Annotated in this window: 28 protein-coding genes; 13 read left to right on the top strand and 15 right to left on the bottom strand. The window is 62.2% G+C overall.

Annotated features, from left to right (window positions below):
* Window positions 1-37 precede the first annotated feature (37 nt).
* On the top strand, window positions 38-1,096 hold the full coding sequence (locus BUA36_RS21090) for an NAD(P)-dependent alcohol dehydrogenase (protein ID WP_072787290.1): 1,059 nt from the start codon (window positions 38-40) through the stop codon (window positions 1,094-1,096).
* A 94-nt stretch (window positions 1,097-1,190) separates the two neighbouring features.
* Here BUA36_RS21090 and BUA36_RS21095 read toward each other — a convergent pair whose 3' ends face one another.
* The gene (locus tag BUA36_RS21095) at window positions 1,191-2,441 is read right to left on the bottom strand and encodes an MFS transporter (RefSeq protein ID WP_072787291.1); all 1,251 of its coding nucleotides are present in this window, start codon (window positions 2,439-2,441) and stop codon (window positions 1,191-1,193) included.
* 99 nt (window positions 2,442-2,540) lie between these two features.
* Here BUA36_RS21095 and BUA36_RS21100 point away from each other — a divergent pair, with 99 nt between their 5' ends.
* The gene (locus tag BUA36_RS21100) at window positions 2,541-3,440 is read left to right on the top strand and encodes a LysR substrate-binding domain-containing protein (protein ID WP_072787292.1); all 900 of its coding nucleotides are present in this window, start codon (window positions 2,541-2,543) and stop codon (window positions 3,438-3,440) included.
* A gap of 16 nt (window positions 3,441-3,456) precedes the next feature.
* Here BUA36_RS21100 and BUA36_RS21105 read toward each other — a convergent pair whose 3' ends face one another.
* Genes BUA36_RS21105 through BUA36_RS21120 form a run of 4 tightly spaced genes read right to left on the bottom strand, consistent with a single transcriptional unit; the run spans window position 3,457 to window position 5,943 of the window.
* The gene (locus BUA36_RS21105; RefSeq protein ID WP_072787293.1) at window positions 3,457-4,329 is read right to left on the bottom strand and encodes a hypothetical protein; all 873 of its coding nucleotides are present in this window, start codon (window positions 4,327-4,329) and stop codon (window positions 3,457-3,459) included.
* A gap of 14 nt (window positions 4,330-4,343) precedes the next feature.
* Complete coding sequence (locus BUA36_RS21110; protein ID WP_072787294.1) at window positions 4,344-5,114, bottom strand: hypothetical protein; 771 nt, start codon at window positions 5,112-5,114, stop codon at window positions 4,344-4,346.
* A gap of 2 nt (window positions 5,115-5,116) precedes the next feature.
* Window positions 5,117-5,623 carry a hypothetical protein gene (locus BUA36_RS21115; protein ID WP_072787295.1) on the bottom strand — a complete coding sequence of 169 codons (507 nt, stop codon included), beginning with the start codon at window positions 5,621-5,623 and terminating at the stop codon, window positions 5,117-5,119.
* Window positions 5,624-5,649: 26 nt separating this feature from the next.
* Window positions 5,650-5,943: a DnaJ domain-containing protein gene (locus BUA36_RS21120; RefSeq protein WP_072787296.1), complete on the bottom strand. Its 294-nt coding sequence runs from the start codon at window positions 5,941-5,943 to the stop codon at window positions 5,650-5,652.
* 123 nt (window positions 5,944-6,066) lie between these two features.
* On the opposite strand from BUA36_RS21120, the gene BUA36_RS21125 reads away from it, so the two are divergent.
* The 4 genes from BUA36_RS21125 (at window position 6,067) to BUA36_RS21140 (ending at window position 10,830) form a co-directional block, all read left to right on the top strand.
* Window positions 6,067-7,833 carry a glutamine--tRNA ligase/YqeY domain fusion protein gene (locus BUA36_RS21125; protein WP_072787297.1) on the top strand — a complete coding sequence of 589 codons (1,767 nt, stop codon included), beginning with the start codon at window positions 6,067-6,069 and terminating at the stop codon, window positions 7,831-7,833.
* Between the two features lie 152 nt (window positions 7,834-7,985).
* Entirely contained in the window at window positions 7,986-9,806 is a 1,821-nt protein-coding gene (locus tag BUA36_RS21130; protein WP_084560265.1) for a CHASE domain-containing protein, read from the top strand.
* A 91-nt stretch (window positions 9,807-9,897) separates the two neighbouring features.
* Complete coding sequence (locus BUA36_RS21135) at window positions 9,898-10,554, top strand: glycine-rich domain-containing protein (RefSeq protein ID WP_072787298.1); 657 nt, start codon at window positions 9,898-9,900, stop codon at window positions 10,552-10,554.
* Between the two features lie 72 nt (window positions 10,555-10,626).
* The gene (locus BUA36_RS21140; protein WP_072787299.1) at window positions 10,627-10,830 is read left to right on the top strand and encodes a hypothetical protein; all 204 of its coding nucleotides are present in this window, start codon (window positions 10,627-10,629) and stop codon (window positions 10,828-10,830) included.
* A 72-nt stretch (window positions 10,831-10,902) separates the two neighbouring features.
* On the opposite strand, the gene BUA36_RS21145 is transcribed toward BUA36_RS21140, so the two are convergent.
* From BUA36_RS21145 to BUA36_RS21155, 3 genes are all read right to left on the bottom strand, one after another.
* On the bottom strand, window positions 10,903-11,142 hold the full coding sequence (locus BUA36_RS21145; protein ID WP_072787300.1) for a hypothetical protein: 240 nt from the start codon (window positions 11,140-11,142) through the stop codon (window positions 10,903-10,905).
* A gap of 260 nt (window positions 11,143-11,402) precedes the next feature.
* Entirely contained in the window at window positions 11,403-11,654 is a 252-nt protein-coding gene (locus BUA36_RS21150; RefSeq protein ID WP_072787301.1) for a hypothetical protein, read from the bottom strand.
* A gap of 150 nt (window positions 11,655-11,804) precedes the next feature.
* Complete coding sequence (locus tag BUA36_RS21155; protein ID WP_072787302.1) at window positions 11,805-12,686, bottom strand: SDR family oxidoreductase; 882 nt, start codon at window positions 12,684-12,686, stop codon at window positions 11,805-11,807.
* 14 nt (window positions 12,687-12,700) lie between these two features.
* Between BUA36_RS21155 and BUA36_RS21160 the strand changes: the two genes are divergently transcribed.
* From BUA36_RS21160 to BUA36_RS21170, 3 genes are all read left to right on the top strand, one after another.
* Window positions 12,701-13,726: a CDP-6-deoxy-delta-3,4-glucoseen reductase gene (locus BUA36_RS21160; RefSeq protein WP_072787303.1), complete on the top strand. Its 1,026-nt coding sequence runs from the start codon at window positions 12,701-12,703 to the stop codon at window positions 13,724-13,726.
* A gap of 67 nt (window positions 13,727-13,793) precedes the next feature.
* Complete coding sequence (locus tag BUA36_RS21165) at window positions 13,794-15,032, top strand: MFS transporter (protein WP_072787304.1); 1,239 nt, start codon at window positions 13,794-13,796, stop codon at window positions 15,030-15,032.
* Window positions 15,029-15,694, top strand: coding sequence for a DUF1345 domain-containing protein (locus BUA36_RS21170; RefSeq protein WP_072787305.1), 666 nt, complete (start codon window positions 15,029-15,031; stop codon window positions 15,692-15,694). The genes BUA36_RS21165 and BUA36_RS21170 overlap by 4 nt, the downstream gene beginning before the upstream one ends.
* A 71-nt stretch (window positions 15,695-15,765) precedes the next feature.
* Here BUA36_RS21170 and BUA36_RS21175 read toward each other — a convergent pair whose 3' ends face one another.
* On the bottom strand, window positions 15,766-16,983 hold the full coding sequence (locus tag BUA36_RS21175; RefSeq protein WP_072787306.1) for a hypothetical protein: 1,218 nt from the start codon (window positions 16,981-16,983) through the stop codon (window positions 15,766-15,768).
* A 162-nt stretch (window positions 16,984-17,145) separates the two neighbouring features.
* Between BUA36_RS21175 and BUA36_RS21180 the strand changes: the two genes are divergently transcribed.
* On the top strand, window positions 17,146-17,520 hold the full coding sequence (locus BUA36_RS21180) for an HPF/RaiA family ribosome-associated protein (protein WP_072787307.1): 375 nt from the start codon (window positions 17,146-17,148) through the stop codon (window positions 17,518-17,520).
* A 21-nt stretch (window positions 17,521-17,541) separates the two neighbouring features.
* Here the strand turns inward: BUA36_RS21180 and BUA36_RS21185 are convergent, their stop codons facing one another.
* Complete coding sequence (locus BUA36_RS21185; RefSeq protein ID WP_072787308.1) at window positions 17,542-18,321, bottom strand: helical backbone metal receptor; 780 nt, start codon at window positions 18,319-18,321, stop codon at window positions 17,542-17,544.
* 140 nt (window positions 18,322-18,461) lie between these two features.
* Here BUA36_RS21185 and BUA36_RS21190 point away from each other — a divergent pair, with 140 nt between their 5' ends.
* Window positions 18,462-19,430, top strand: a complete 969-nt coding sequence (locus BUA36_RS21190) for a GGDEF domain-containing protein (RefSeq protein WP_072787309.1) — start codon at window positions 18,462-18,464, stop codon at window positions 19,428-19,430.
* 3 nt (window positions 19,431-19,433) lie between these two features.
* Here the strand turns inward: BUA36_RS21190 and BUA36_RS21195 are convergent, their stop codons facing one another.
* Entirely contained in the window at window positions 19,434-20,009 is a 576-nt protein-coding gene (locus BUA36_RS21195) for a DUF5610 domain-containing protein (RefSeq protein WP_072787310.1), read from the bottom strand.
* Between the two features lie 62 nt (window positions 20,010-20,071).
* Between BUA36_RS21195 and sbcB the strand changes: the two genes are divergently transcribed.
* Window positions 20,072-21,514: an exodeoxyribonuclease I gene (gene sbcB / locus BUA36_RS21200; protein ID WP_072787311.1), complete on the top strand. Its 1,443-nt coding sequence runs from the start codon at window positions 20,072-20,074 to the stop codon at window positions 21,512-21,514.
* Window positions 21,515-21,577: 63 nt separating this feature from the next.
* Here the strand turns inward: sbcB and pyrF are convergent, their stop codons facing one another.
* The gene (pyrF, locus tag BUA36_RS21205) at window positions 21,578-22,399 is read right to left on the bottom strand and encodes an orotidine-5'-phosphate decarboxylase (protein WP_072787312.1); all 822 of its coding nucleotides are present in this window, start codon (window positions 22,397-22,399) and stop codon (window positions 21,578-21,580) included.
* 94 nt (window positions 22,400-22,493) lie between these two features.
* On the opposite strand from pyrF, the gene BUA36_RS21210 reads away from it, so the two are divergent.
* Entirely contained in the window at window positions 22,494-23,255 is a 762-nt protein-coding gene (locus tag BUA36_RS21210; protein WP_072787313.1) for an SDR family NAD(P)-dependent oxidoreductase, read from the top strand.
* On the opposite strand, the gene BUA36_RS21215 is transcribed toward BUA36_RS21210, so the two are convergent.
* The 3 genes from BUA36_RS21215 to BUA36_RS21225 form a co-directional block, all read right to left on the bottom strand.
* Window positions 23,252-23,683: a MarR family winged helix-turn-helix transcriptional regulator gene (locus tag BUA36_RS21215; RefSeq protein WP_072787314.1), complete on the bottom strand. Its 432-nt coding sequence runs from the start codon at window positions 23,681-23,683 to the stop codon at window positions 23,252-23,254. The two genes, BUA36_RS21210 and BUA36_RS21215, sit on opposite strands and share 4 nt — an antisense overlap.
* Window positions 23,680-24,531 (bottom strand): alpha/beta hydrolase family protein, encoded by an 852-nt coding sequence (locus BUA36_RS21220; RefSeq protein WP_072787315.1) that lies wholly within the window; start codon window positions 24,529-24,531, stop codon window positions 23,680-23,682. Before BUA36_RS21220 ends, BUA36_RS21215 begins: the two co-directional genes overlap by 4 nt.
* 211 nt (window positions 24,532-24,742) lie before the next feature.
* Window positions 24,743-25,461: ISL3 family transposase (locus BUA36_RS21225; RefSeq protein WP_139260653.1), on the bottom strand; the 719-nt coding region annotated here is incomplete at its 5' end.

Consider the following 25,461-nt stretch of genomic DNA (forward strand, 5'->3'; position numbering starts at 1 on the left):
GATAACAATTGCTTGATTATCCCACCAGGAGCTCCCCATGTTTACAGCCCACGGCTATGCCGCCCACGACCAGCATTCCCACCTCGTCCCGTTCAGCTTCGAGCGCCGCGCGCCGGGCATCAACGACGTGGTAATCGACATTCTCTACTCCGGCGTCTGCCACTCCGACCTGCACCAGGCGCGCGACGACTGGGGTGGTTCGATCTACCCGATGGTGCCCGGCCACGAAATCATCGGCCGCGTGACGCAGGTCGGCAGCGGCGTGCATAAATTCAAGGTCGGCGACCTGGCCGGCGTTGGCTGCCTGGTCGACTCGTGCCGCCACTGCTCGGCGTGCGACGAACATCTGGAGCAGTACTGCGAGAACGGCATGACGGTCACCTACAACGGCCGCGAGCGCGACAGCGGCGCGCCAACCTATGGCGGCTACTCGGACATCATCGTGGTGGACGAGCACTTCGTCGTCAAAGTCTCGGACAAGCTCGACCTGAAGGCCGTGGCGCCGCTGCTGTGCGCCGGCATCACCACCTACTCGCCGCTGCGCCACTGGAAAGTCGGCGCGGGCCACAAGGTCGGCGTGATCGGCCTGGGCGGCCTCGGTCACATGGGCGTCAAGTTTGCGAAAGCCATGGGCGCGAGCGTCGTCATGATTACCACCTCGCCCGAGAAAGGCAAGGACGCCCAGCGCCTGGGCGCGGATGAGGTGCTGCTGTCGACCGATGCCGAGGCGATGCAGGCCCATGCCAACAGCTTCGACTTCCTGCTCAACACGATTCCCGTGTCGCACGACGTCAACCCCTACGTTGCATTGCTGCGCCGCGACCGCACCATGGCCATGGTCGGCGTGCTGACCGAGCTGGACCCGCCGCCAACCGGCGTCGGGCTGATCCTGGGCCGCAAATCCATCGCAGGCTCCGCGATTGGCGGTCTCAAGGAAACGCAGGAAATGATGGACTTCTGCGCCGAGCACAACATCGTCAGCGACGTCGAAATGATCGCCATTCAGGACATCAACCAAGCCTACGAGCGCCTCGTCAAAAACGACGTCAAATACCGCTTCGTGATCGACATGGCCTCGCTGAAAAACGCCGCCTGAAAGACGGGGTCAGGTCCGTCTTTTCTACACGAGCCCAGCCTTGGCATGCCGCTACGGAAGAGGCCGTGTAGAAATGGCGGACCTGACCCCGGAGTTAGCGCTCGGACTGGCCCAGCGGGGCCAGCTTGCGCAGGCGCAGGGCGACCAGCAGCGCCAGCATCAGTGCGCCGGCCAGTACGGCGACGACGCCGGGCCACCCGGCGTGCCCCCACAGGATGCCGGTCGCGGAACCGACTACGCTGGAACCGAGGTAGTAGAAGAACAGGTACAAGGCCGATGCCAGCGCCTTGTTGCTCAGCGCGCGCCGCCCTACCCAGCTGCTGGCGACCGAGTGCGTCGCGAAGAAGCCGTAGGTGAACAGTGCGACGCCAGCCAGGATCGCCGGCAGCCAGTTGGACAAGGTCAGCATCAGACCCGCAAACATGATCAGCATGACGGCCCAGATGACATGACGGCGGCCGTATCGGTCGGCCAGCCGACCCGCCCACACTGAGCTGTAGATCCCCAGCAAGTAGAAGAAGGACACCGCCCCCACTACGCTCTGGCTCAGGCTGAACGGCGCGGCCAGCAGGCGATAGGCGATGTAGTTGTACAGGCTGACGAACGCGCCCATCAGTAAAAAGGCCAGTGCAAACAGCCACGGCAACCCGGCATCGGACAGGTGCAGTTTGAAGCCGGACGGCAGCGTGCGCCAACCGCCGCTGACGGGCGTGAAGTGCCGCGACGCCGGCAGGCTGCGCCAGAATTCCAGTGCGGCGCCGATGCCGGCCACGCCCACCATCCCCAGCGCCAGCCGCCACGACAGGTGGTCGCTCAGCACGGAGGTCATCACCCGCCCCGCCATGCCGCCAAACGCGCTGCCGCTGATGTACAAGCCCATCGACAGGCCCAGCGATGCGGGTTCGATTTCTTCGCTCAGGTACGCCATCGCGATTGCGGGCATGCCGCCCAGTGCGATGCCCAGCAGTGCGCGCAGGGCCAGCAACTGGGCGTAGTTGTGGGCGAACGCGCTCAGCAGCGTCATCACGGCGGCAATCGCCATGGCGGCCACCATCAGCGGTTTGCGTCCGAGGCGTTCGGACAGCGCGCTCGAGGCCAGCAGCGAGAGCGCCAGTGCGCCGGTCGAGATCGATAACACCATGCTGCTCTGTGCCGCGCTCAGCCCGAATTCGTGCGACAGCACGGGCATCAGCGGCTGTACGCAGTACAACAGGGCAAACGTGGAGAATCCGCCAAAGAACAAGGCGCGGTTGCTGCGGTTGAACTCGGGACTGCCCTGGGCGATGCGTTTGCCTGGCGCATGCGCCAGCGGTGGGACGGAGATGGCTGCGGCACTGGCTGGCATGATGGGCCGATCCTGAGAGGTACGATGACCTCATCTTAGGATTGCCACACTAAGCTGTCCAATATATATTTAAACCCTCAGTCATACTTAGAAAATATAATGGAATTACGCCATCTGCGCTATTTCGTTGCCGTTGCCGAGGAGCTCAGCTTCACGCGCGCGGCCGAGCGCCTGCACATCGGCCAGCCGCCGCTCAGCCATCAGATCCAGCTGCTGGAAGCGGAAATCGGCGCGCAACTGCTGGAGCGCAGCAAACGCTGGGTGCGCCTCACGGAAGCGGGCAAGCTGTTTCTCGAGGACGCGCGCCGCGTGCTGGCCTTGTCCGAGCAGGCGATCCAGACCGCCCGCCGCGCCGCGCGCGGTGAGGCCGGCGAGCTGCGTGTGGGCTTTACGTTTTCCACGCCGCTGACGCCGCTGTTTGCGGCCATCATCAACCGCTACCGCCAGCGCTATCCGGGCGTGCAGCTGACCTTGCAGGAGATGTCGACCATCGGCCAGATCGAGGCGCTGGCCGCGCGCGAGTTGGACCTGGGCCTGGTGCGCCCGCCTGAACTGAGTTTGCCGGAATCGGTGGAGATGACGGTACTGCGGCGCGATCCGCTGGTGATGGTGCTGCCGGTCGCTCATCCGCTGGCAAAGAAAAAAAGCATCACCATCAGTGATTTGAAAGGCGAGCCCCTGGTGATGTATCCAGAAAGCGCGGGCACCGGCATTCATCCGCAAATCAACCGGCTGTGCCGCGAGGCCGGCTTCAAGCCCACCATTGCGATGGAAGCGGGAGAAGCTTCCACCATCATTGGCCTGGTCGCGGCGGGCTGCGGCGTGTCGGTGTTGCCGAGTCCGTTCGACACGATCCGCATGAGCGATGTCTGCTATCGCCCGATGGCCGATGCCGAGGCCACTACCGTGCTGTACCTCGCCAAGCGCAAGGACGCGGTATCGCCACTGGTGGCGGCTTTTGTGGCGGTGGCCACCGAGGCCGCCACCGCCACCGCCTGACAGCCGTTGCTATCACTCAGGAGTAGTCGGCGTCCAGTTCGGAACCGGCGTAGTTTTCCAGTTCCGCGAACAGGGTTTTCATCGCCGTGCGGCCCCTGATGTTTTGCAGCACGGTGCAGGTCTCGCGGTAGCTGGCGATGCGGTCCAGCAGCACCGGATGATGCTGCGCCGGCACCTTGCTGACTAACGCGGCCCAGCCCGCTTCGTAGTCCGGCTTGTTCTTGCGCACCGCCTTGACGAAGCGTTCGAACTCTTTCTGGCCGGTGCGCGCGACGATCATGCCGCCGCCTTCCACTGCAAAGATGACGGCCAGCGCGATCACGCCTTCCGCGTTGAGGTCGGCGTCACTGACCGGGCCTTCGGTGTTGTGACGGCGCAGCCAGTTGGCCAGGCGCACCACGCCCTGCACTTCCTTGCGCTGCTTGAGCTGGGTGACATAGCGCTCGGAGCCATTCCAGTTCTGGTTGGGATCGGTCAGGCAGATATCGACGAATTTTTCGCGCAGGCGGCGCGCCGCGTACACGGGGTCGGTATCGTACTCGCCGACCAGCGCGTCTTCCGGCAGCGCCACCAGTTCCTTGACCAGGCGGAAGCCGATCTGGAACGCGTGTTCCGCGCCTTCGTCGATGAGCAGGTCCAGCGCCGCCAGGTCGTCGTCATTGCCCAGCGCGTGATCCAGGCCCAGCGACACGCAGCCGGTGGTCAGTTGCAGCGCCCGCTGGATGCCGTCGGCGGTGCGGTCGTTGGTGAACTTTTCAGCCACCATGGCGGTGATGCCGGTCAGTTCATCGGCCAGCGTGTAGGCGGCGTCATCGTCGGGATGGGCCGCCAGCTGCTGGATCGCGCGCGTCAGCCGCGGCAGGTTTTCTACTACGAGTGCAGGCAGCATCGATGAGCCACCCATCACGAGAAGATGTTGGTGCCGACGGTACGGCGCGACGTCTTGGCCGCACGCGTCGACGGTACCTGCTTGCGCAGACGGTACAGCAGTTCCTTGGTCGAGCGCTGCAGGAAGCTGGGTTCTTCGTCGGGATCGTCGTTGAATTCGGCATCGGCCAGATCGGCGCTGTGACGGAATTCCGGGAACAGTTCGAACAGCGCGCGGTCCCAGCCGTCTTCCGAGGCCTGCGCCAGCGCAATCGCCACCGGCACGATGTCGCTGTCGGACGAGGTCTGGCCGGTCAGGTACGGGCCTTTGGAAATCACTTCGCCAGCCACTTCCAGGATTTCTTTCGGCGCCAGCGAGAACAGGATGGCAAAGATGGTGGCGCCGTGGTCGGTGGCCGAAGCGGCCGCCAGCAGTTCGTTGCGGCGTTCTTCGTCATCGGTGGCAAACACCACGCCATGGATGTGGGCGAACAGCGACTCGGCGATGCGCTCGGGATCGTCCTCGATCTGGTCGTCGGGCCAGGTGGCGGCCATGAAGGCCAGGCTGTCGGCCCAGGCTTTGGGCGGCACCAGCAAGGTGGTCAGCGACATCTTGCCGCCGTCGAAGCCAGCCATGTGCAGCGCGGTCACTTGCGGCGGGATGTTGTTGAGCACTTCCACCACTGCCAGGTCGCCGAACTGGTCGGCGGCTTCGGCAAACGCTTCTTCGGCGTGGCTCAGCGAACCGGCCAGCACCAGTTCCGTCACTTGCTTGCTCAATGCGGGCAGATTAGATTTCTCGGACATGCTTATTCTCCATCCTGGTCGAACATCTGGGCGAAGTCGTCGGTCGCGCTCATGTCTTCATCATCGACATCGTCGCCGTCATCATTGGTGCCCAGCTGGTCCAGCGACTGGTCATCGTCATCCCAGCGGCGTGGATTCTTGTGCAGGAAGGCGGTGATGATGGCCTGGCGCGCCAGGTCCGGCATGCTTTCGGCGATCGCGCTGTACATGCGCGATGCTTCCTCGCCCTTGCAGGACGCCATGGCAAACACACGCGCGGCGTCGCCGAACTCGTAATCCTGCGCTTCGGCCAGCAGGCCTTTCGGGTTGTTGAATTCGATGTGATCGACCAGCGCGAACGCCAGCATGTTCACATCTTCAATGCCGCCGCCCTGGGCGTACTCGCCCACCAGCGCCTCGACCATGCGCTGATAGTTCTTGCGGTCCGGCGGATCGCCCAGGATGCCCTCGATCTGGCCTTCCAGCTCGCGCGATTGATAGGCGAACTCAGGGTGTACTTTTCTACTCATTGCGTGCTTTCTAAAACGGGTGTGGTTCAGGCCGGCGGCAGCGTGGTGCCATGCAGGCCGAACAGTGAACGCCACAGCTGATACGCTTCGGCTTCCGCGTCGATGATGATGCGGTGGTTCAGACTCTGGTTGTATTCTTCGCGCTTGGCCGGATCGGACAGCACTTCATATGCCTTGCTCACTGCCTTGAAGCGCGCATCCGCGCCGGGCGCCTGGTTGCGGTCCGGGTGGAAACGCATGGCCAGCGAGCGGTAGACCTTCTTGATTTCGTCTTCCGTGGCGTTCGGCGCGATACCCAGTGTATTGTAATAATTTTCCATTTTGGAAACTCCGGGTGGGGTGCCAACTCAAATTAATCGATCATTATACCGCGCAGCCGTATCTGTACTGGGGATACGGTAAAATGCGCTTCTAGAGAACTTTTGCATGGTCCAACTATTCAGATGAGCAACGACAAAAACAGCCCAGCGCCAGCACTACCATCCAATTTCCTGCGCGCCATCGTCGAATCCGACCTGGCGGCCGGCACCCACGTCCGCGAGGGCATGCCCAGCGTCATCACCCGTTTTCCACCTGAACCGAACGGCTATCTGCACGTTGGCCATGCCAAGTCGATCTGCCTGAACTTCGGTCTGGCCCGCGATTACCAGGGCCGCTGCAACCTGCGCTTTGACGACACCAACCCGGCCAAGGAAGAACAGGAATACGTCGATACCATCATCGACAGCGTCAAATGGCTGGGCTTCAACTACGACTATCCGCAGGCGGACGGCGCGGTTGAACATCATCTGCACTATGCGTCGGACTACTTCGACCAGCTGTACCTGATGGCCGAGTGGCTGATCCAGCAAGGCCATGCCTACGTCGACAGCCAGTCGGCAGAGGATATGGCTGCCAACCGCGGCAATTTCAATACGCCGGGCACCAATTCGCCGTTCCGCAACCGTCCGCGCGAAGAATCGCTGCAACTGTTCCGCGACATGAAGGCCGGCAAATTCGCTGACGGCGAGCACATCCTGCGCGCCAAGACCAGCGAAGACGCGATGGCCTCGCCCAACATGAATCTGCGCGACCCGGCCATCTACCGCATCCGCCACGCCCACCACGTGCGTACCGGCGACGCCTGGTGCATCTACCCGATGTACGACTACACGCATCCGATTTCGGACGCGCTGGAAAACATCACCCATTCGATCTGCACGCTGGAATTCCAGGACCACCGCCCGTTCTACGACTGGCTGCTGCACACCCTGTCGCAAGGCGGCTTCTTCACGCTGCCGGTGCCGCGCCAGTACGAGTTCTCGCGCCTGAACCTGACTTATGTGGTGACCTCCAAGCGCAAGCTGCGCCAGCTGGTGGAAGAAAAGATTGTCGACGGCTGGGACGATCCGCGCATGCCGACCATCGTCGGCCTGCGCCGCCGCGGCTACACGCCGGAAGCCATCCACCTGTTCTGCGAACGCATCGGCGTCACCAAGGCCGATGGCTGGATCGACATGAGCACGCTGGAAGGCTGCGTGCGGGAAGACCTGGACCCGAAAGCGCCACGCGCCACCGCCGTGCTGCGCCCGCTCAAGCTCATCATCGACAACTATCCTGAAGGTCAGACCGAGGAATGCACCTCGCCGGTCCACCCGCACCACCCGGAAATGGGCCAGCGCAGCTTCCCGATCTCGCGCGAGCTGTGGATCGAGGAAGAGGACTTCATGGAAGTGCCGGCCAAGGGCTACTTCCGCTACTACCCGCCGATCGGTGACGCCCCGGGCAGCCGCGTGCGCCTGCGTCACGGCTACGTCACCGAATGCGTCGGCTACGACAAGGATGACAACGGCAAGGTCATCGCGGTCCATGTGAAGTACTTTGAAGATTCCAAATCCGGCACCCCGGGTTCGGACAACTACAAGGTCAAGGGCAATATTCACTGGGTATCGGCAACCGCCGCGGTGGAAGCCGAAGTGCGCCTGTACGACCGCCTGTTCACCGACGCCCAGCCGGACGCCGGCGGCAAGGACTTCATCTCGCTGCTCAATCCCAACGCCAAGGAAGTGGTCACCGCCTATCTGGAACCCGGCATGGCCGCTGCGCAACCGGACCAGCGCTTCCAGTTCGAGCGCCACGGCTACTTCGTGGCCGACCGCGTGGACTCGCAGCCAGGCAAGCCGGTGTTCAACCGCATCGTCACGCTGAAGGACAGCTGGACGGCCAAATAAGCCGGCCCTGCCCTGCTGAAAACGGCGCTTTTACAGCGCCGTTTTTTGTTAACATTTTGTCCAAGACAAGTAGCATTTTTTTAAAACGACTTGACTTGTTGAACTCTTATTTCCTATAGTCAAAAGACTATGGTTGCTCAAAGGGCAAAGGGATGGCGGCACTTCTGGGTAAATTGCGGCTGTTCTCATCCTCCCGCCCGGTATGGTGGGCCGGGGTGCTATTGTCGCTGGGCATAGGCGGCCTGTTTTACCTGGCCGCCAACCGCACCATCGAGTATGACGCCGGCGAACGTTTCCGGCACCAGGCGCAAAACGCCCAGTACAACATCAATTCGCGCATCAACGCTTATACCGACGTGCTGCGTGGCACCGCCAGTTTCTTCCACGCGGCCGAGCATGTGGACCGCGCCAGCTTCCATCGCTATGTGGACGGGCTCGACATCGAGACCCACTTTCCCGCGTTGGACAACATCAATTACGCCCACTACGTCACTGACGCCAACCGCGAAGCCTTTGAGCGCAGCATGCGGATCAGCGCTGACACCGCGCTGGGCTATCCCGAGACGCTGGCCATCTGGCCATCCGAGCGCCGGCCGGAATACTGGGTGCTGACGATGATAGAACCGCTGGCCGAGTTCGGCGAAAAAATCGGCCGCGACATCAGCTACCGGGTCCCCGTCGCGCGCGCGCTGGAACGCGGCCGCGACAACGGTGAACTCAGCGCTTCCGGCATCCCGATCGACAGCGCGCACCAGCCGGTCGGCTCGGGACTGGCGCTGCGCCTGCCGGTCTACCGCAAGGACATGCCGCTAAAAACCGCGGCCCAGCGCCGCGCTGCCTGCATCGGTTCCGTCGGCATCGGTTTCAGCGTGCCGCGCCTGGTCCAGGGCGCGCTGGAACCAATGCAGGTACGCGACACCCGCCTGGTGCTGTACGACAGTGGCGATGGCCAGACCAGCGCGCCGGCCCTGCTGTTCGACAGCAAACCGGCCAGCCCGGTGCTGCGCTCGAGCGACCAGTTCAGCGTCGCGCTGCCGATCGACTTCCACAACCGTCACTGGAAAGCCTATTTCAGCACGCCCAAAGCCAGCTGGTACAGCCGCTTCGATACCTGGCTGCCATGGCTGGCGATGGCTTGCGGCTTCACCGGCTCGTTGCTGTTCTACCTGCTGTTCCACACGCTGTCGTCCTCGCGCATGCGGGCCGTGAAGATGGCCAAGGAAATGACGCGCGAGTTGCGCAACAGCCAGGCGCGCCTGCAGCAGTCGCATCAGCGGTTGCGGCGGCTGGTCGCGCATTCCGATCAGATCAAGGAACTGGAACGCAAGCGCATCGCGCGCGAAATCCATGATGACCTGGGCCAGAATCTGCTGGTGCTGCGCATTGATGTCGACCTGCTGACCAACCGCACGCGCCACCGCCACCCGCGCCTGCACGCGCGCGCGGTACGCATGCTGAGCCAGATCGACAGCACCATCAAGAGCGTACGCCACATCATCAACGACCTGCGCCCCACCGTGCTGGACCTGGGCCTGAACGCGGCGGTGGAATGGCAGATCGCCCAGTTCCGCCAGCGCTCCGGCATGGTGTGCGAACTGATCGATCACGACCCGGAAATCCAGATTGACGACCACAGCGCCACGGCGATCTTCCGCATCCTGCAGGAATCGCTGAGCAATATCCTGCAGCACGCACGCGCCAGCCTGGTACGCGTGGAGTTGCGCCAATCGAACAGCACCTTGAGCATGACGATCAGTGATAATGGCATCGGCCTGCGCGACAACAGCCGCGACAAGACAGGCTCGTTCGGCCTGGTCGGCATTGAAGAACGCATCCATTTGCTGGGCGGCACGTGCGCCATCACGGGCACTCCCAACGGCGGCACCACCGTGGCGATCTCGGTGCCGTTCCCGGCCTCGTCGGAGATCATGCCGGCCGCTGATCTTGCATTTGAGTACCCATTCGAACATTGATTAACCTCAAGGAACCCCCCTCTCCTCTGGGCAAAATCAAGACGCTCGCTGCTTTTCTTCAACCCGCATCAATAACGCAAAGGAAATCCTGATGAACGCTCACGACATGACCACCATTGCTGCCCTCGATCTGGAACCGATTAAAGTCAAGCTGATGCACAAGGAGTCCGGCGAAGGCTGGACACTAGAACGCGCCAACGCGGTGGAATTCGAATACCGCCGCTTCCTGTACCTGATGAAAACGTTCCCGAACGAACAGACCGCGCCACTGGTGGACGTGGACACTTTCTGGCACTACCACATCCTGGACACCATGAAGTACGCGGCCGATTGCGCCACCGTGTTTGGCTATTTCCTGCACCACTTCCCGTATATCGGCCTGCGCGGCGAGGATGACGAGGCAGCGCACATCCGCGTCGGCCTGCGTATGAAAGAATTGTACGAAGCCACGTTTGGCGAGGATTATGTGCGCGCAGCAGCGCCGGCCAAGGTGGCGTATTCCGGCGTGGCAGCCGCCTCGTTTGCCCATTCCGGGATAGTGGGCGCAAAAGTCGCCTATTCTGGCGTGGTGGGTGCGCAGGTCGCCTACTCCGGCGTGATTGGCGCACAGGTGGCGTATTCGAGCATGGTGGGTGCGCAGATCGCGCATTCGGGCGTGACCGGCGCCAGCGTGGCGCAAGCGGAGGCCGCCTTCGTCACGGCGCAACAGTCCAGCTTTTACCGCCTGCGCCCGAGCCTGCCCGCCTGACACACAAAATCTGCGCAGCCTGCCCAAAAAAGTGGCATACTCGGGACTTACGAAAGAGGATGGGAGTACATCATGGCCGTCAACACTGTCGCCCCCAGCAGCACCGCTGTACAGCAAACCCTACCGGCTCGCCAGCCTGAACAAGTCCAGCCGGTAGACAAGCCTGCTGAGCGGGTAGCGCAAGCAGCGCCGCCTCCGCCGCCGCAAGCGGCCATTGCACCGACCGTCAATACCAGCGGCCAGCGCATCGGCACCACCATCAGCACCTCGGCTTAAGCACCGGGCCCAGCTAAAAAAAACGGCGCGTTACCGCAAGGTACGCGCCGTTTTCTTATGTGACGTCCGATATCAGGCCGCCATCATTTCGCGCAGTTCGCGGATGCTGAAATCGCTGATCTCGTGCATACGGATCAGGATGGTCGCGCCGATAGGCAGCGTGTTGTGGCGGATTTTGCTGATGACCGGTGGCGCTACTTCCAGCGCGCGCGACAGCGCTGCATCATTTTTCAGCTGCAGCTTTTCAATGATCGCGTCCAGCACGCGGTTCGGGTTGTAGGTCGGCGACGCAGTGATTTCTTTGAGAGACATAATGTTTTAAGTAGGTTCGTTGGCTACTTTTGTGGAAAAGCAACACATGGGTAAGAAAAATTTTTAGCTCAATTACCATTGAAGCACTACAAAACACAGACAATTATGCCGGTTTTTAGTGCTTAACCGAGATAATACACGTTTACGTTACAAAACGGCTAACTCATCAGACATTTCCGTGAGATTTAGAGAGATTCTAACCCTATTTTTCGTGCTAGGCGAGAGTTTGTTGCAAAAAAGGGTATTAAACTATGTAAAGATCAGTTTGGACGGCGCACGCCGGCGGCAAGGAAACACCATTCAACGGCCAGCAAGGTGGCCAGTTGGGCGATCGTGCCTGGGAGAAACAACGTTACGGTGGAGAAATGATCAGAATTGTCGGCGCTGTAGTGCCAGCCCAACTGGCGGCGGATCTCTTCCGGCAGCGGCGGCGGACAGCGGCAAAACTCACGCTGACGCTGGTGCATGTAGGCGCGGACTTGCTCCTTGGTCGGCTGCAGACTGGCTACCATGCACGCTCTCCTTCATGGAAGATGGCTAACAATATCTTATCATGCGATGACTTGCTTGATATGCATCATGCAGGCCATCTTATAAGTTTGTCACAGAAAACTGACGCCGGACTTGCAAAGGCTTAACTTCTGTTGATTCTTTACATATCTTTACAAAGTCCGCAGCGTGTCACCTACCGTTGGATAGCGCAATCGCACGCCGAGTTCGCGCTTGATGCGGCTATTTTGCAAACGGCGCGATTCCGACATGAACGACAACAGCGCCGGCGTCACCACTTGTTGCAATTCCGCACGCGGCAAACGCGGCGGACGCGGCAGCTTGTAAGCGTCTGCCACGGCATCGAAATAATCGGCCATCTTGATATCGCTGTCATCTACTGCATGATAGATACGGTTAGGTAGCGCACAAAACAAGGCATGCGCAATGATGGCCGCCAGGTCATCGGCATGAATATGGTTGGTGTAGACGTCCTCGGCCGCCGTCAGCGCTGGCGTGCCCTGCTCCAGGCGCTTGATCGGCAGGCGGTCGGCCGCATAAATGCCGGGCACGCGCAGGATCGACAACGCCGCCCCGCTACGCCGCGCCCAGCCGCGCAGCACGCGTTCCGCATCGACCCGGCGCAGCGCGCGTGGATTGCGCGGCGCTACCGTGCGGCTCTCATCAAAGAGGGCGCCGCCACAATCGCCGTAGACGCCGGTGGTACTGATGTAAACCAGGCGTCCCCGCTCGGGTAAAATGGCGGTCAAATTGCGCGTGCGGCGGTCCAGTACGCCTTCGGCAGGCGGCGGCGCCAGATGCACCACCCACGGCGCCAGCCCGGCCAGACGGCGCAGGCTGGCGGGATGGTCCAGATTGGCCACCAGCGGCACCGCGCCGGCGGCGCGCAATTCGGCGCAGCGTTGCTGCTGGCTGGTGGTGGCAAACACGCGGAAATACGGGGTCAACAGCGGCAACAGCCGCATGCCCACGTCACCGCAACCCACAATCAGCAGGCGCGGCCGATTGAATTTGTGCACATTGAGTTTTTTCATATTCGAAAGATTGTATGACGTTTCAAATAACTGTACAGCCCAGCGGCCACCAATTCGCTTGCGAGGACGACGAAACCATCCTGGCGGCGGCCATGCGCGCCGGCATCGGCCTGCCTTACGGCTGTAAAAACGGCGCCTGCAGCTCTTGCAAGGGCAAGGTGCTGGAAGGCAGCGTCGTCCACAAACCGCACCAGGAACGCGCGCTGCCGGCCGATGAGGCGGCCAAAGGCGTCTCGCTGTTCTGCTGCGCCGTGCCGCAAGGCGACCTGGTGATCGAAGCGCGCGAAGTGGCGGGCAGCGACGACTACCCGATCCGCAAAATGCCGTCGCGCGTGTCGACGCTGGAGAAAGTGGCGTCGGACGTCATCATCATGACGCTGCAACTGCCGGCCAATGAAACGCTGAAGTTCCGCGCCGGCCAGTACATCGAATTCATGCTGCGCGACGGCAAGCGCCGCAGCTACAGCCTGGCGTCGCCGCCGGAGCAGGACCAGCCGCTGAGCCTGCACATCCGCCACATGCCGGGCGGCCTGTTCACCGATCAGGTGTTCAGCACGCTGAAGGAACGCGACATCCTGCGCTTTGAAGGCCCGATGGGCACCTTCTTCGTGCGCGAGGACAGCGACAAGCCGATGGTGCTGCTGGCTTCCGGCACCGGCTTCGCGCCGATCAAGGCCATCGTCGAGCACCTGCGCGCGCAAGGCTCGCAGCGCCAGATGACCTTGTACTGGGGCGGCCGCCGCCCGCAGGACCTGTACATGGACGCGCTGTGCCGCGAATGGGCGATGCAGATGCCGAACTTCAAGTATGTGCCGGTGCTGTCCAACCTGCTGCCGGAAGACCACTGGGCCGGCCGTACCGGCTTTGTGCACCAGGCCGTGATGGCCGATTTGCCGGACCTGTCCGGCCACCAGGTCTACGCCTGCGGTGCGCCGATCATGGTGGACTCGGCGAAAAAAGACTTTGCCGCCCAGTGCGGCCTGCCGGAGGAAGAGTTCTACGCGGACGCCTTCACCACCGAGGCCGACATCAACAAATAAGCATCCCCCCCAACAGCGGGGCCTTCGGGGATGCAGAGTCCCCAGGCTCTGCTCCCTGAAAGCACTAATGTCCGACAGCACTTCCCACAACGGTTTCAGCGTTCTGCGCCACCGTAACTTCACGCTTTACCTCTCCGCCCGTACCCTGGCCACGCTGGCCGTGCAAATGCAGAACGTCGCCATCGGCTGGCAAGTGTATTCGCTGACCCACAATCTGTTCGACCTCGGCCTGATCGGCCTGGCGCAGTTCCTGCCCTTCCTGCTGTTGATCCTGATTGCCGGCCACGCGGCCGACCGCTACGACCGCCGCAACCTGATCGCGCTGGCGCTCGGCGCCCAGCTGCTGTGCGGCCTGATGCTGCTGGGCTTCACCTACACCGGCCTGAGCGCCGTGTGGCCCGTATTTGCCGTGCTGGTGCTGTACGGCAGCGCGCGCGCCTTCATGGGGCCGGCCACGCAAGCCATCCTGGTCAACCTGGTGCCGCAGGAAAGCTTCAGCAAGGCGGTGGCGCTGAGCTCTTCCAGCTTCCACGTCGCCGTGATCCTGGGGCCGACGCTGGGCGGCCTGTTCTACCTGGCCGGGCCGAAAACGGTCTATATGATTTCCTCCGTGCTGCTGGTGCTGTCCGTGGTGATGATGTCCATGGTCAAGTCGGTCAAGCAGGCCAGCGCCAGCGGTCCCGCTTCCTGGCATACGGTGCTGGAAGGGCTGCGCTTCGTGTGGTCGAAGAAAGTGGTGCTGGGCGCCATTTCGCTGGACCTGTTTGCCGTGCTGTTTGGCGGCGCCACCGCGCTGCTGCCCGCGCTCGCGCACGACGTGCTGCACATCGGCCCCGGCGGCCTGGGCATGCTGCGCACCATGCCGGGCATCGGCGCCGCACTGTGCTCCATCGTGCTGGCCTTCTTCCCCATCACGCGCCGCGTCGGCGTATGGATGCTGGGCGGCGTGGCGGTGTTTGGCGTGTGCACCATCGTGCTGGGCGCCACCACCAGCTTCTATATCGCGCTGGCCGCCCTGTTCCTGATGGGCGCCGGCGACATGATTAGTGTCTACGTGCGCCACCTGCTGGTGCAATATGAAACGCCGGATGAAATCCGCGGCCGCGTCAGCGCCGTCAACTCCGTGTTCATCGGCGCGTCCAACGAACTCGGCGAATTTGAATCGGGCATCACCGCCGGCTGGCTGGGCCTGACACGCGCCGTGCTGTTCGGCGGCGCGGCCACCCTGGCCGTAACGGGCGCCTGGGCCGTGCTGTTCCCGGTACTGTCGCGTATGGACCGTTTCCCGCACGAAGACAAAAAATGAGTATGCACCTGCCACTGCCGTCCATCATCCACAGCCGCCCTCACCTGAGCCTGGCCATCGTGCTCGGTGCCGTCGCCGCGCCACTGCTGCCGGACGCCTGGCCATGGCTGAGCAGGCTGCTGGTTTCCTGGGATATCCTGGTCTGGAGCTATCTGGCCATGATGCTGTGGATGATGACGCAGGCCGACCACCACGACATCAAACGCGCCGCCTGCCGCCAGGATGAAAAAGGCCCCGTGATCCTGGCCACGCTGTCGCTGGCCGTGCTCTTGAGCCTGGTGGCCATCATCTCGCAACTGGCCACCATCAAGAACCTGCCGGAGGCCGAGCTGGCATGGCGCTACGCGCTGGCCGTGCTGACGCTGACCGGCTCGTGGTTCATGGTCGGCGTGATGTTCTGCTCGCACTACGCCCACCTGTACTACATGGAAGAAACTGCCGACAAACCGCTGGGCTTCCAGGAAGACCAGCTGCTGCCGAACTACTGGGACTTCCTGTACTTCTCGTTCACGATCTCGGTGGCGGTGCAAACCTCCGACGTTACCGTGCGCAGCCGCCGCATGCGTAAGGTGGTGCTGGGCCAGTCTGTGCTGTGCTTCTTCTACAACCTGGCCATCCTGGGGCTTTCCATCAATATCGCTGCATCGCTGATTAACGGCTGACACCGCTGCACTGTGCGATGGCCGCGCGGTACCGCCACATTGCTAACGCACGCCAGCGTTCTGACCTTTGCTCATTTAATAAAATTCACAACGACGCCTGGATCACGAGGTTCTGCGGCGGTGACGTATGCAAACGCTTCACCATTTCGACGAAGGGTGGCGGTGACGATGGAGAGAGGATCCTTGAACTGGGCGAACCCAGTAGCCAAGGGCAATTCAGCATCGAGTGAAGCGGCAACCTGGCGTATCCCCGCACGCTGGCGCGTGCCTTCGCGGTTGACCTCGGAGCCAAACATCAGCAACGTTCGATCGGCTTTTTCAAAGACGGAACTCACCAGGAACGCCGCAGGATGACCGGCGCTCACCGCCGACACAGGGGCCAAGTCGTCATCCAGCACCGTGAGCGTATGCTGGTAGCCATCAGCCCCGATAGAAAGTCCCAGCAGTTTGAGCGCGGTGGTGCCGGCGTGGCGATGGACCAGCAACTGACGGCCAGCCGCCTTGCGATGCGCGCTGATTTCCCCAGACGCGCTAAACCGCATGAGTTCAGTCGAGACATTGCCGGTAGCCGAGACCGTCAGCGAAGCCCCAGTCTCTTGAAACACCACACCGTCGGGGTCGGGCGCTGTGCCAGCCTGAAACGAAACCACGGGCAATTCCCACTTCAATGCCCCAGATGGTTCAAAGACTAACAGCAGGTAAGTCAGACGCCCTAGCCCCATGACCGGCCCGGGCGGCCAGCTCATTTCATACGCAAGCACAGCCAGATTACCGCCCCAGGCGGCACACCCGGCTAGGAAAAAATTCCGGCCGGTAGCGATGCTGTTGGAACTGATGGGCAGCTCGCCGAGCAATTGACCGTCACGGTTCAGATGCGTCAGGTACATGCTTGCTGGCAGACCGCTGCGGTTAAACGGCTTTTTCGCACACAAAAAGAAGCTGCCGTCGGCCATCTCGGCCACGCCGTGGTAGCTCGACGGACTGGCCCCATCAATAACGGCCTGCCGCTCGGCTGGGGGCGCCTGCCGCGTGTATTGCCACTGTAGCCGGTTGGCGGCGTCAAATTTAACGGCCCAGGTCTCCTTGCTTGCAGAAGAACCGCCTCCGACTACGATACCATCGTCAGCTGTCGCCACCACGGTCTGCGGTGTCAGCAACATATGCGCAGCGGTCTGCACAGACACTGATTCCATTTTCAATGGAGTAGCGCTAGCGGCGTGACTGCTGGCAATGGCAAAGAGCAGCAGGATAGTGAGCCTGCGGTACAAACAGAAATCAGGAATATTCATGTTTTCTTGGATTTCAATTGTGAATGAAGCTGGGTGATAACCTGCGTGCGACACCAGAAAAACCCTGCGGCATCAAGTTTTATCCAGACAAGTGAAGCAATTAACGCCCGATTAAGCTTGCAAGGAGTAAGATGGAATCGCAGTCAACAACAGGAGCAAGCTATGCAAATCCAAGTTAATACCGACAAAACCATCACTCGTCATACTGGTCTGGACGAACATGTACAGTCTGTCGTGAGCAATGCCCTCCAACGCTTCGGCGAGCAAATTACCCGCGTCGAAGTCCATCTCAGCGATAACCTGGGCCAGAAGTCGGCCGACGGCGACAACCGCTGCCTGATGGAAGCCCGTCTTACCGGCCTGCAGCCGATTGCCGTCAGCGACCACGCCGCCACGCTGCATCAGGCGATCAGCGGCGCCACGGAAAAACTCAAGCGTTCGATCGATAGCGCCGTCGGCAAGCTGCATGACAGCAAACGCCACGCGGATGGCGTAGGCTCGGCCTCGGCTGCCGCCGTTGCCAACGAAGCCGAGTAACTCCGCAGCGGGGGCCAGTGCCTAGCGTTGCGCCAGCTCCCGCAAATATCTCAGGCCTTGCAGCGAACGGCTGCCATACCACGACATCATCTCGCCATCCACCAGCAGCACCGGCTTGCCGATCTGACGTTCCAGCACATCCGCATGGGCTTCGGTAAAGCGGTACGGTTCGCTCGACAGCAGCACCCCGTCAATCCCGTCGATGAGTTCGGACGACCAGCGGAATTCCGGGTAGCGCACCGCGCCCAGGTCCGGCACGCGCCAGCCGATCTCTTCCAGCATGCGCGCGATATAGGTGTCGCGCGAAATCGTCATCCACGGGTCTTGCCAGATGCAGTACAACATGGTCTGCGGCGGCCCTTTCGGCGCGGCCTGCAAGCGTGCGTATTCAGCTTCAAACGCGGCGCACCAGTCCGCAGCCTGCTGTTCGCGGCAGAACACGCCGCCCATCAGGCGCGCCAGAGCCAGGTTGTCGTACGGCCGCAGCGGATGCGTAACCACGATATGGGGCACGAATTCCGCCAGCGCATCGGCGGTCGGCTTTTCGTTTTCATCGATATTCATGACCACATGGGTCGGCGCCAGCTGGCGGATCTTGTCCAGATTGACGTCCTTGGTGCCGCCCACCTTGGGTATCGGCTGCACCGTGTCCCACGGGTGGATGCAGAAACCGGTGCGCCCGACGATCTGCGCGGCCAGGCCCAGATCGCACAGCAGTTCAGTGATCGAAGGCACCAGCGAAACGATGCGCGCAGTTGGATCAGCGTGATGCACGGTTCCCAGCGCGTCGGTATAGGCCATGTTGTATCCAGTCGGGTTGCAATGGCGGTATTGAAGCATTCCTCGCCGCATTCGCGCAACAACAAGCTGTGCGCTACTCATCCTTTCGGCTATGATTAAATGCGACGATTGATTGCCTCTTGGCATCCTGAAAGAATCCTTTGAAACAGATCAGCACCTTCGGCTCATCGAGCTACCAGATCAGCGATTTGCAGCTGCTGCGCAATTCCGACGATGACGCCGCTGTCGCCAGACTGCTGGCGCACTGCCCCATCATGCTGCTGGAAGCGGACGAAGCCGTGACCGAATCCAACCGCGCCCGCCTGTACATCCTGCTGCGCGGCGCACTGTCGGTGGCCAGCGACACCCGCACCGGCATGGCCGATGGCACGGTGAGCAAGCTCCTGCCCGGCGAAAGCGTGGGCGAGCAATCGGTGCTGGATGAGGAAGCCAATCTGTCCAGCATCACCGCGCTGGAACAGAGCGAAGTGCTGGTGGTCGAAGCCGATCTGGTCTGGCAGCTCATCGACGAATCGAATGTGCTGGCGCGCAACCTGCTGCGCCTGCTGTCGTTCCGCATCCGCGCCGCCAACGCGCAGCTGCGCCGGCGCCAGAAGCTCGGCGAGTTCTACCGTCAGCTGTCGATGATCGATGGCCTCACCGGCTTGTACAACCGGGCCTGGCTCAACGACCTGCTGCCCACCATGATCGCCACCGCGCATGGCTCGAACGCGCCGCTGTCGCTGATCATGATTGATTTGGACCACTTCAAGAAATTCAACGACAGCCACGGCCACGTGGCTGGCGACGAAGCCCTACGCGCCGCCGCGCATGTGCTGAGCGGCGCGCTGCGGCCGACCGATTTCGCGGTGCGCTACGGTGGCGAAGAAATGATGGTGCTGCTGCCCGACACCAGCGACAAGGTGGCCGTGTCCGTGGCCGAGCGCCTGTGCGAACGCATGCGCTCGGCCCAGGTGTTTGGCGACATGCGCCTGCCGCTGCCGCACATCACGGCCTCGTTTGGCGTCGCCGCCCTGCAGGCGCAGCAAAACGAGCAGGAGCTGATCGCAACGGCCGACGCGGCGCTCTACCGCGCCAAGGAACAGGGCCGCAACCGGGTCGCCGTGTAGGCTTCAGACCGCGTTGGCTTTGGGCGCCGAGGGCTCGCCCGGCGTCACATCCTTGGTCTGGTGGGCGGCGATGAAATCGTCAAAGCCCTTCTGCACCAGGTCGTAGGTCTTGTCGATATTGCTGGCGATATCGCCATTCAGCACCTGCAAGCCCTGTAGCACGTCACGCGCCTCCTTGAAGCCCTGGTCCACGCCTTTTTTCAGCGTATTGACGAAGTTATTGAGCGTGGTGCTTTCATCGTCGCCCGGGTGCTGCTGTTTATAGGCTTCGTAAAAAGCCGTGGACAACGATACAATGCGGCCCGCAGTGCCTTCCGGCGTATTATCCTGTGACATGGCGTTCTGGATGGCGTTATCGCCGAAATCGTTCTTGAGCGCCTCATTGATGCCGGTCAGCGCGGTTTTCAGCACCACCGACATCGGATCGTTCGAAGAATTCAGCGATACCGTCAAGGAAGCCTGTACGATAGAGGCATTGAGCTCAGCTTTAGCCTTGGCAACGGTGGACACGGGTGTGTCGTCCTTGGACTGCACCGGCGCTGCTGCGCTGCTGGACGTGACCGATACGGGAGTAGCCATAATAGTGCTCCTCATTGATGACCCTGGAATTATCGGCAGATTTTTAAATTACTGTAGCACCTATGACCAATCAGACTTTCCTCTGGCACGATTACGAAACCTTTGGCGCCGTCGCCCGCCGTGACCGCCCGGCGCAATTTGCCGCGATCCGCACCGATGCCGAGCTCAACGAGATCGGCGATCCGATCATGATTTATTGCAAGCCGGCCAATGATTTCCTGCCGGACCCGCAATCCTGCCTGATTACCGGCATTACGCCACAGCAATGCCTGGAATGGGGCGTGCCGGAGCACCAGTTCGCGGCCACCATCGAGCAAGCGTTTTCGCAGCCGGGCACCATCGGCGTCGGCTACAACACCATCCGCTTTGACGATGAGATCACCCGCTTCATGTTCTGGCGCAACCTCATCGATCCGTATGCGCGTGAATGGCAAAACCAGTGCGGCCGCTGGGATCTGCTGGACGTGGTCCGCATGACCTACGCGCTGCGCCCGGAAGGCATCCAGTGGCCGACCAAGGAAGATGGCAAGCCCAGCTTCAGACTGGAAGACCTGGCCAAGGCCAATGGCCTGCTGCACGAAGCCGCGCACGATGCGCTGTCCGACGTCCGCGCGACGATCGCGCTGGCCCGTCTGATCCGCCAGCACCAGCCGAAACTGTTCGACTTCTGCTTCGCGCTGCACAAGAAAGACCGCGTGGCCGACGAGATCGGCATGCACCTGGCCGCCAACCTGCGCCAACCCTTCCTGCATGTGTCCGGCATGTTCCCGGCCGAGCGCGGTTGCATTGCGCTGGTCTATCCGCTGGGTACGCATCCGACCAACAAAAACGAAGTCATCGTCTGGGATTGCACCTACGATCCAAGCGAGCTGTACACGCTGGACGCCGACACCATCCGCACCCGCATCTTCACCCGCAGCGACGCGCTGCCGGAAGGCATGACGCGCCTGCCCGTGAAAAGCATCCACCTCAACAAATCGCCGATGCTGGTGGCCAACCTGAAGACGCTGTCGCCCGCCATGGCGGCCAGATGGGGCCTCGATGTGGAACAAGGCAAGGCGCACGCCGCGATTGCCGCCGGCGGCCGCGACCTCAGCGACATCTGGGCGCAAGTGTTCCACCGGCCGGCCGGCGAGCCGCTGGATGTGGATGAGGATTTGTACAACGGCTTCGTCAGCAAGGAAGACCGCCGCCTGCTGGACACGCTGCGCCGCGAACCGCCGGCACGCCTGGCGGCGGCATCGCCATCGTTCAGCGATGGCCGCCTGGCCGAATTGCTGTTCCGCTACCGCGCGCGCAACTTCCCGGAAACCCTGTCGGACACCGAGATGGAGCATTGGGAAGAGCACCGCGCCGCGCGTTTCTACGAAGGCGCAGGCGGCGCCCGCACCATCGACGACTTCTTCGCACAGATCGACGCGCTGCAGCAGCAGGCTGACGAGCGCGCCGAGCACATTCTCGGTGAGCTGTACGAATACGTCGAGCTGATCGCTCCCTCGCATTAACCCCCTGCCACAGGGGGTCTGACCCCATGCGGGGTCAGACCCCGGCATGCGGGCTGCGGGGTATCAAGCGCGGTACTGGTTAATGGCGTTGCGGGTTTCTTCTGCAACGCGGCGCGCGGCGGCAGCGAAGTCTTCACCTGGCTGCGCCGCCGCGTACAGGATCGCGCGCGAGGAATTGATCATCATGCCGGCGCCGTTCGCGGTGCGGCCGGATGTCACCGTGGCGGCAATGTCGCCCCCCTGTGCGCCGATGCCAGGCACCAGCAGCGGCATGTCGCCGACAATCGCGCGCACCTGCGCCAGTTCTTCCGGGAACGTCGCGCCCACCACCAGCGCGCACTGGCCATTGGCATTCCACTTTTCCGCCACCAGGCGCGCCACGTGCTGGTACAGCGGCTGGCCGCCGACGTCCAGGAACTGCAGGTCCGAACCGCCCGCATTCGAGGTGCGGCACAGGATGATGACGCCGCGCTCGCTCCACTCCATGTACGGCTCGACCGAGTCAAAGCCCATGTACGGATTGACAGTCACAGCGTCCGCGCCGTAGCGGTCGTAGGCTTCGCGCGCATACTGGCGCGCGGTGGCGCCGATGTCGCCGCGCTTGGCGTCGAGAATCAGCGGGATGTGCGGATAATGCTCGCGCACGTAGTCGCAGATCTGCTGCAGCTGGTCTTCCGCGCTCAGCGCGGCAAAATAGGCGATCTGCGGCTTGAACGAGCAGGCCAGGTCGGCCGTCGCGTCGATGATCTCGCGGCAGAAGTGGTAAATGCCTTGCGGGTCGTTCTGGAACTGGGCCGGCAGCTTGGCCAGATCCGGGTCGAGGCCGACGCACAGCAGGGAGTCGTTGGCCGTCCACGCGGCAGATAATTTGTTGATAAAAGTCACGACGGCCCCCGATTGAAAATTGCAAACCCTCTATTGTAACCCGGCCGGGAGGGGCTGTTAAAATTTGCCATCTCCACCTCAGAAAGACATCCCCATGAAATTACAGAATAAAGTCGCGATCGTCACCGGCGCCACCCAGGGCATCGGCCTGGCCTGCGCCCAGCGCATGATCGCCGAAGGCGCCAAGGTCATGCTGGTGGATATCAAACCGGAGGGCGCCGACGCCGCCGCCCAGCTGGGCGAGCATGCCCGCTTCTTTGCCGCCGATGTCAGCCAGAAGGCCGACGTCAACGCAATGGTGGCCGCCACCCTCGCCGCGTTCGGCAAGATCGACATTCTCATCAACAATGCCGGCGTCACCCACGCCGCCAACTTCCTCGACGTCTGCGAGGAGGACTTTGACCGCGTCATGCGGATCAACCTGAAATCGATGTTCCTGTGCGGCCAGGCGGTGGCGCGCGAAATGGTCAAGCAGAACAGCGGTTCCATCATCAATATGTCCAGCGTGAATGCGGAGCTGGCGATCCCCAACCAGGTGCCGTACGTGGTGTCGAAAGGCGCGATCAACCAGCTGACCAAGGTGATGTCGCTGAATCTGGTGTCGCACGGCATCCGCGTCAACGGCATCGGCCCGGGCACCATCCTGACCGAGCTGGCGCGGCAGGCGGTGATGTCGAGCCCGGAATCGCGCCACACCATTTTGTCGCGCACGCCGATGGGGCGCTGCGGCGAACCCGAAGAAGTGGCCTCGATCGCCGCCTTCCTGGCCAGCGACGACGCCAGCTACATGACCGGCCAGACGCTGTACGTGGACGGCGGCCGCCTGGCGCTGAACTACACGGTGCCGGTCAACTAAGCCTGATCCTCCAGCGTGGCGGCCTGCTCCAGCCAGCGCGCCACCACGGCCAGTTCGGCGTCCGTGAAGCCGGACTTCAGATGGCCATTCAACTCCTGCAGCAGACGGCGCGACTGCTGGCTGGCTTGCTCACCAGCCGCTGTCAGCTGCAAGCGCGTGGTGCGGCCGTCATGCTGGTCGCCAGCGCGTTCGATCAGGCCAGACGCCTGCATGCGCTTGGACAGATTGGTGACGGCGGCCGGCGCCACATGCAGCGCCTCGGCAATTTCACCGATCCTGGCATTGCGGCGCGACTCCAGCAAGAACAGCAATCCCACCTGCGCGGAACTGATGCCCTCCCAGGCATCGGGCCGCGTCTCCACCCAGCGCTGCAAGGCGCGGTAAGCACGGTTGAGCAGATAGCCAAAGCGAGGCGGCGCGGCGCTCATGCGGACCTCAGCAGCCAGTCGCCGACCTGCGGCCACAGCGCGGCCGCACTGCGTTTGCGGAAGAAGCCCATGTGGCCGATGGCTGGCAGCCCCACCTCCGATGGCGCGAACTGGCGGCGCTCGACCTGCGCATTCACCAGCGGACGCATGAGCAGATCAATCGCGCGGCGGTTGGCCCACGGATCATCGTCAAAGCCCAGCACCAGCAGCGGCAGCTGGACGCGCGCGGCGCGGGCGGCTGCATCCATGGCGGGATCGTCGTAGAAGTAGCGCGGCAGCCTGGTCCAGCCGCTCCATTGCAGCATCACGGAACTCGGCAGATCCTCGCCCAGGCCGAGCCGGCTGCCCGGCATATAACCGCACACCCGGCACAGCAGCGGCGCCAGCACGCGCATCACGGTCCAGACCCGCGCACGCTCGATGGCGCCGCGCACGGTGCGCGTCACGCCCGCATGCGCCGCCACAATCACCGCTGCGCGCAACTGCGGCGTCGCCGACGACAACGCAATCGCATGGCCACCCACGCTATGCCCCACCGCCAGCAATGGCAGCGCCGGAAAACGCGCCGCCGCCCATTGCGTGACCGCGCCCACGTCCTGCTCCATCCAGTCCGCCATGGTCACCTTGCAGTCGCGCACATGGCCGGCGATGGAACGGCCGGTGCCACGGTAGTCATAGGTCAGCACATGCAGGCCCAGGCCGCTCAGGTACGCGGCAAACGCGTGGTAATAGCTTTGCGTGACCGCCGTGGCCGGATGCAACAGCACCACGGCGCGTGCCTGTTGCGCTTGCCACAAGGTCGCGCCCAGCGCGCCCTGGTCAGCTACGGGAATGTCGAACTGTTCCATGCTCTCTGCCGAAATCGTTAACGTGTTAACCAATTTAGCGCAGCACGACGGCAGCGTCAACCGGAAGATATGTGAATTTCTAATGTCTGGTATCTGAAACAACAATTAGACACATATCTCGCGACGCAGCATAATTGCACCTGTCTCCACTATTCTCCTCCAAGAAAATAGTTTTAAGCCCGCTTTAACCAGCGGGCTTTTTTTTGGTTCTTCACGGATTACCGGGAAACGCGGCTTTGATCTTCAGGAAGAAGAAATCAGAGTCGCGGTAGCCATAGGCCATCCTTTTCATCACCTTAATCCGGTTGTTGATTCCCTCCAGCTGTCCAGTGTGCATCGGCCAGCGCATGCGGGCCAAGATGCCCCGCCAGTACAGCGCAAGGCGTTTTGCAAAGCGGACCAGCGGTTCGATGGCGCTGCTTAAAGCCATCGATTGCCAAGTGCGCCAGGCAGCACGCCAGCGCCAAGGATCGGTGGGCTGCCAAAGTTCTTTCAAGCTTGCCTTCATCACGTAGACCGTCATCAGAGCTTGGTTTGCCGCGAGTAGTTCGGCCAGCTTTGGTGCTTGGTCGGCCGGCACGTTGCCCGGATTGCGTAGCAGTAGCCAACGTGCCCGCTTCACATACTGGCGAGCAGTCTTGTCGTCGCGCAGCCGATTGGCCTCATCGACCCGTACCCGGTCGATCACCTCGCGGCCATATTTGGCGATGACGTGAAACAGGTCATAGACGACTTTGGCCCTTCGACAATGATGCTTGACCTCCAAATCGAAGGCCGTATTCATATCCATGGCCACGGCCCGGATGCGCCGGCAACGCTCTGGCCCTAACCAGGCAAAAAAGGGCTGAATCGCCTCCCGGCTACGCCCTTCGCAGACCCAAATCACGCGCCGGGTGTCCGCGTCCAGTACCACCGTGGCGTAGCGATGCC

Origin of the sequence: Duganella sacchari, assembly GCF_900143065.1 — a bacterium.
Classification (GTDB): domain Bacteria; phylum Pseudomonadota; class Gammaproteobacteria; order Burkholderiales; family Burkholderiaceae_D; genus Rugamonas; species Rugamonas sacchari.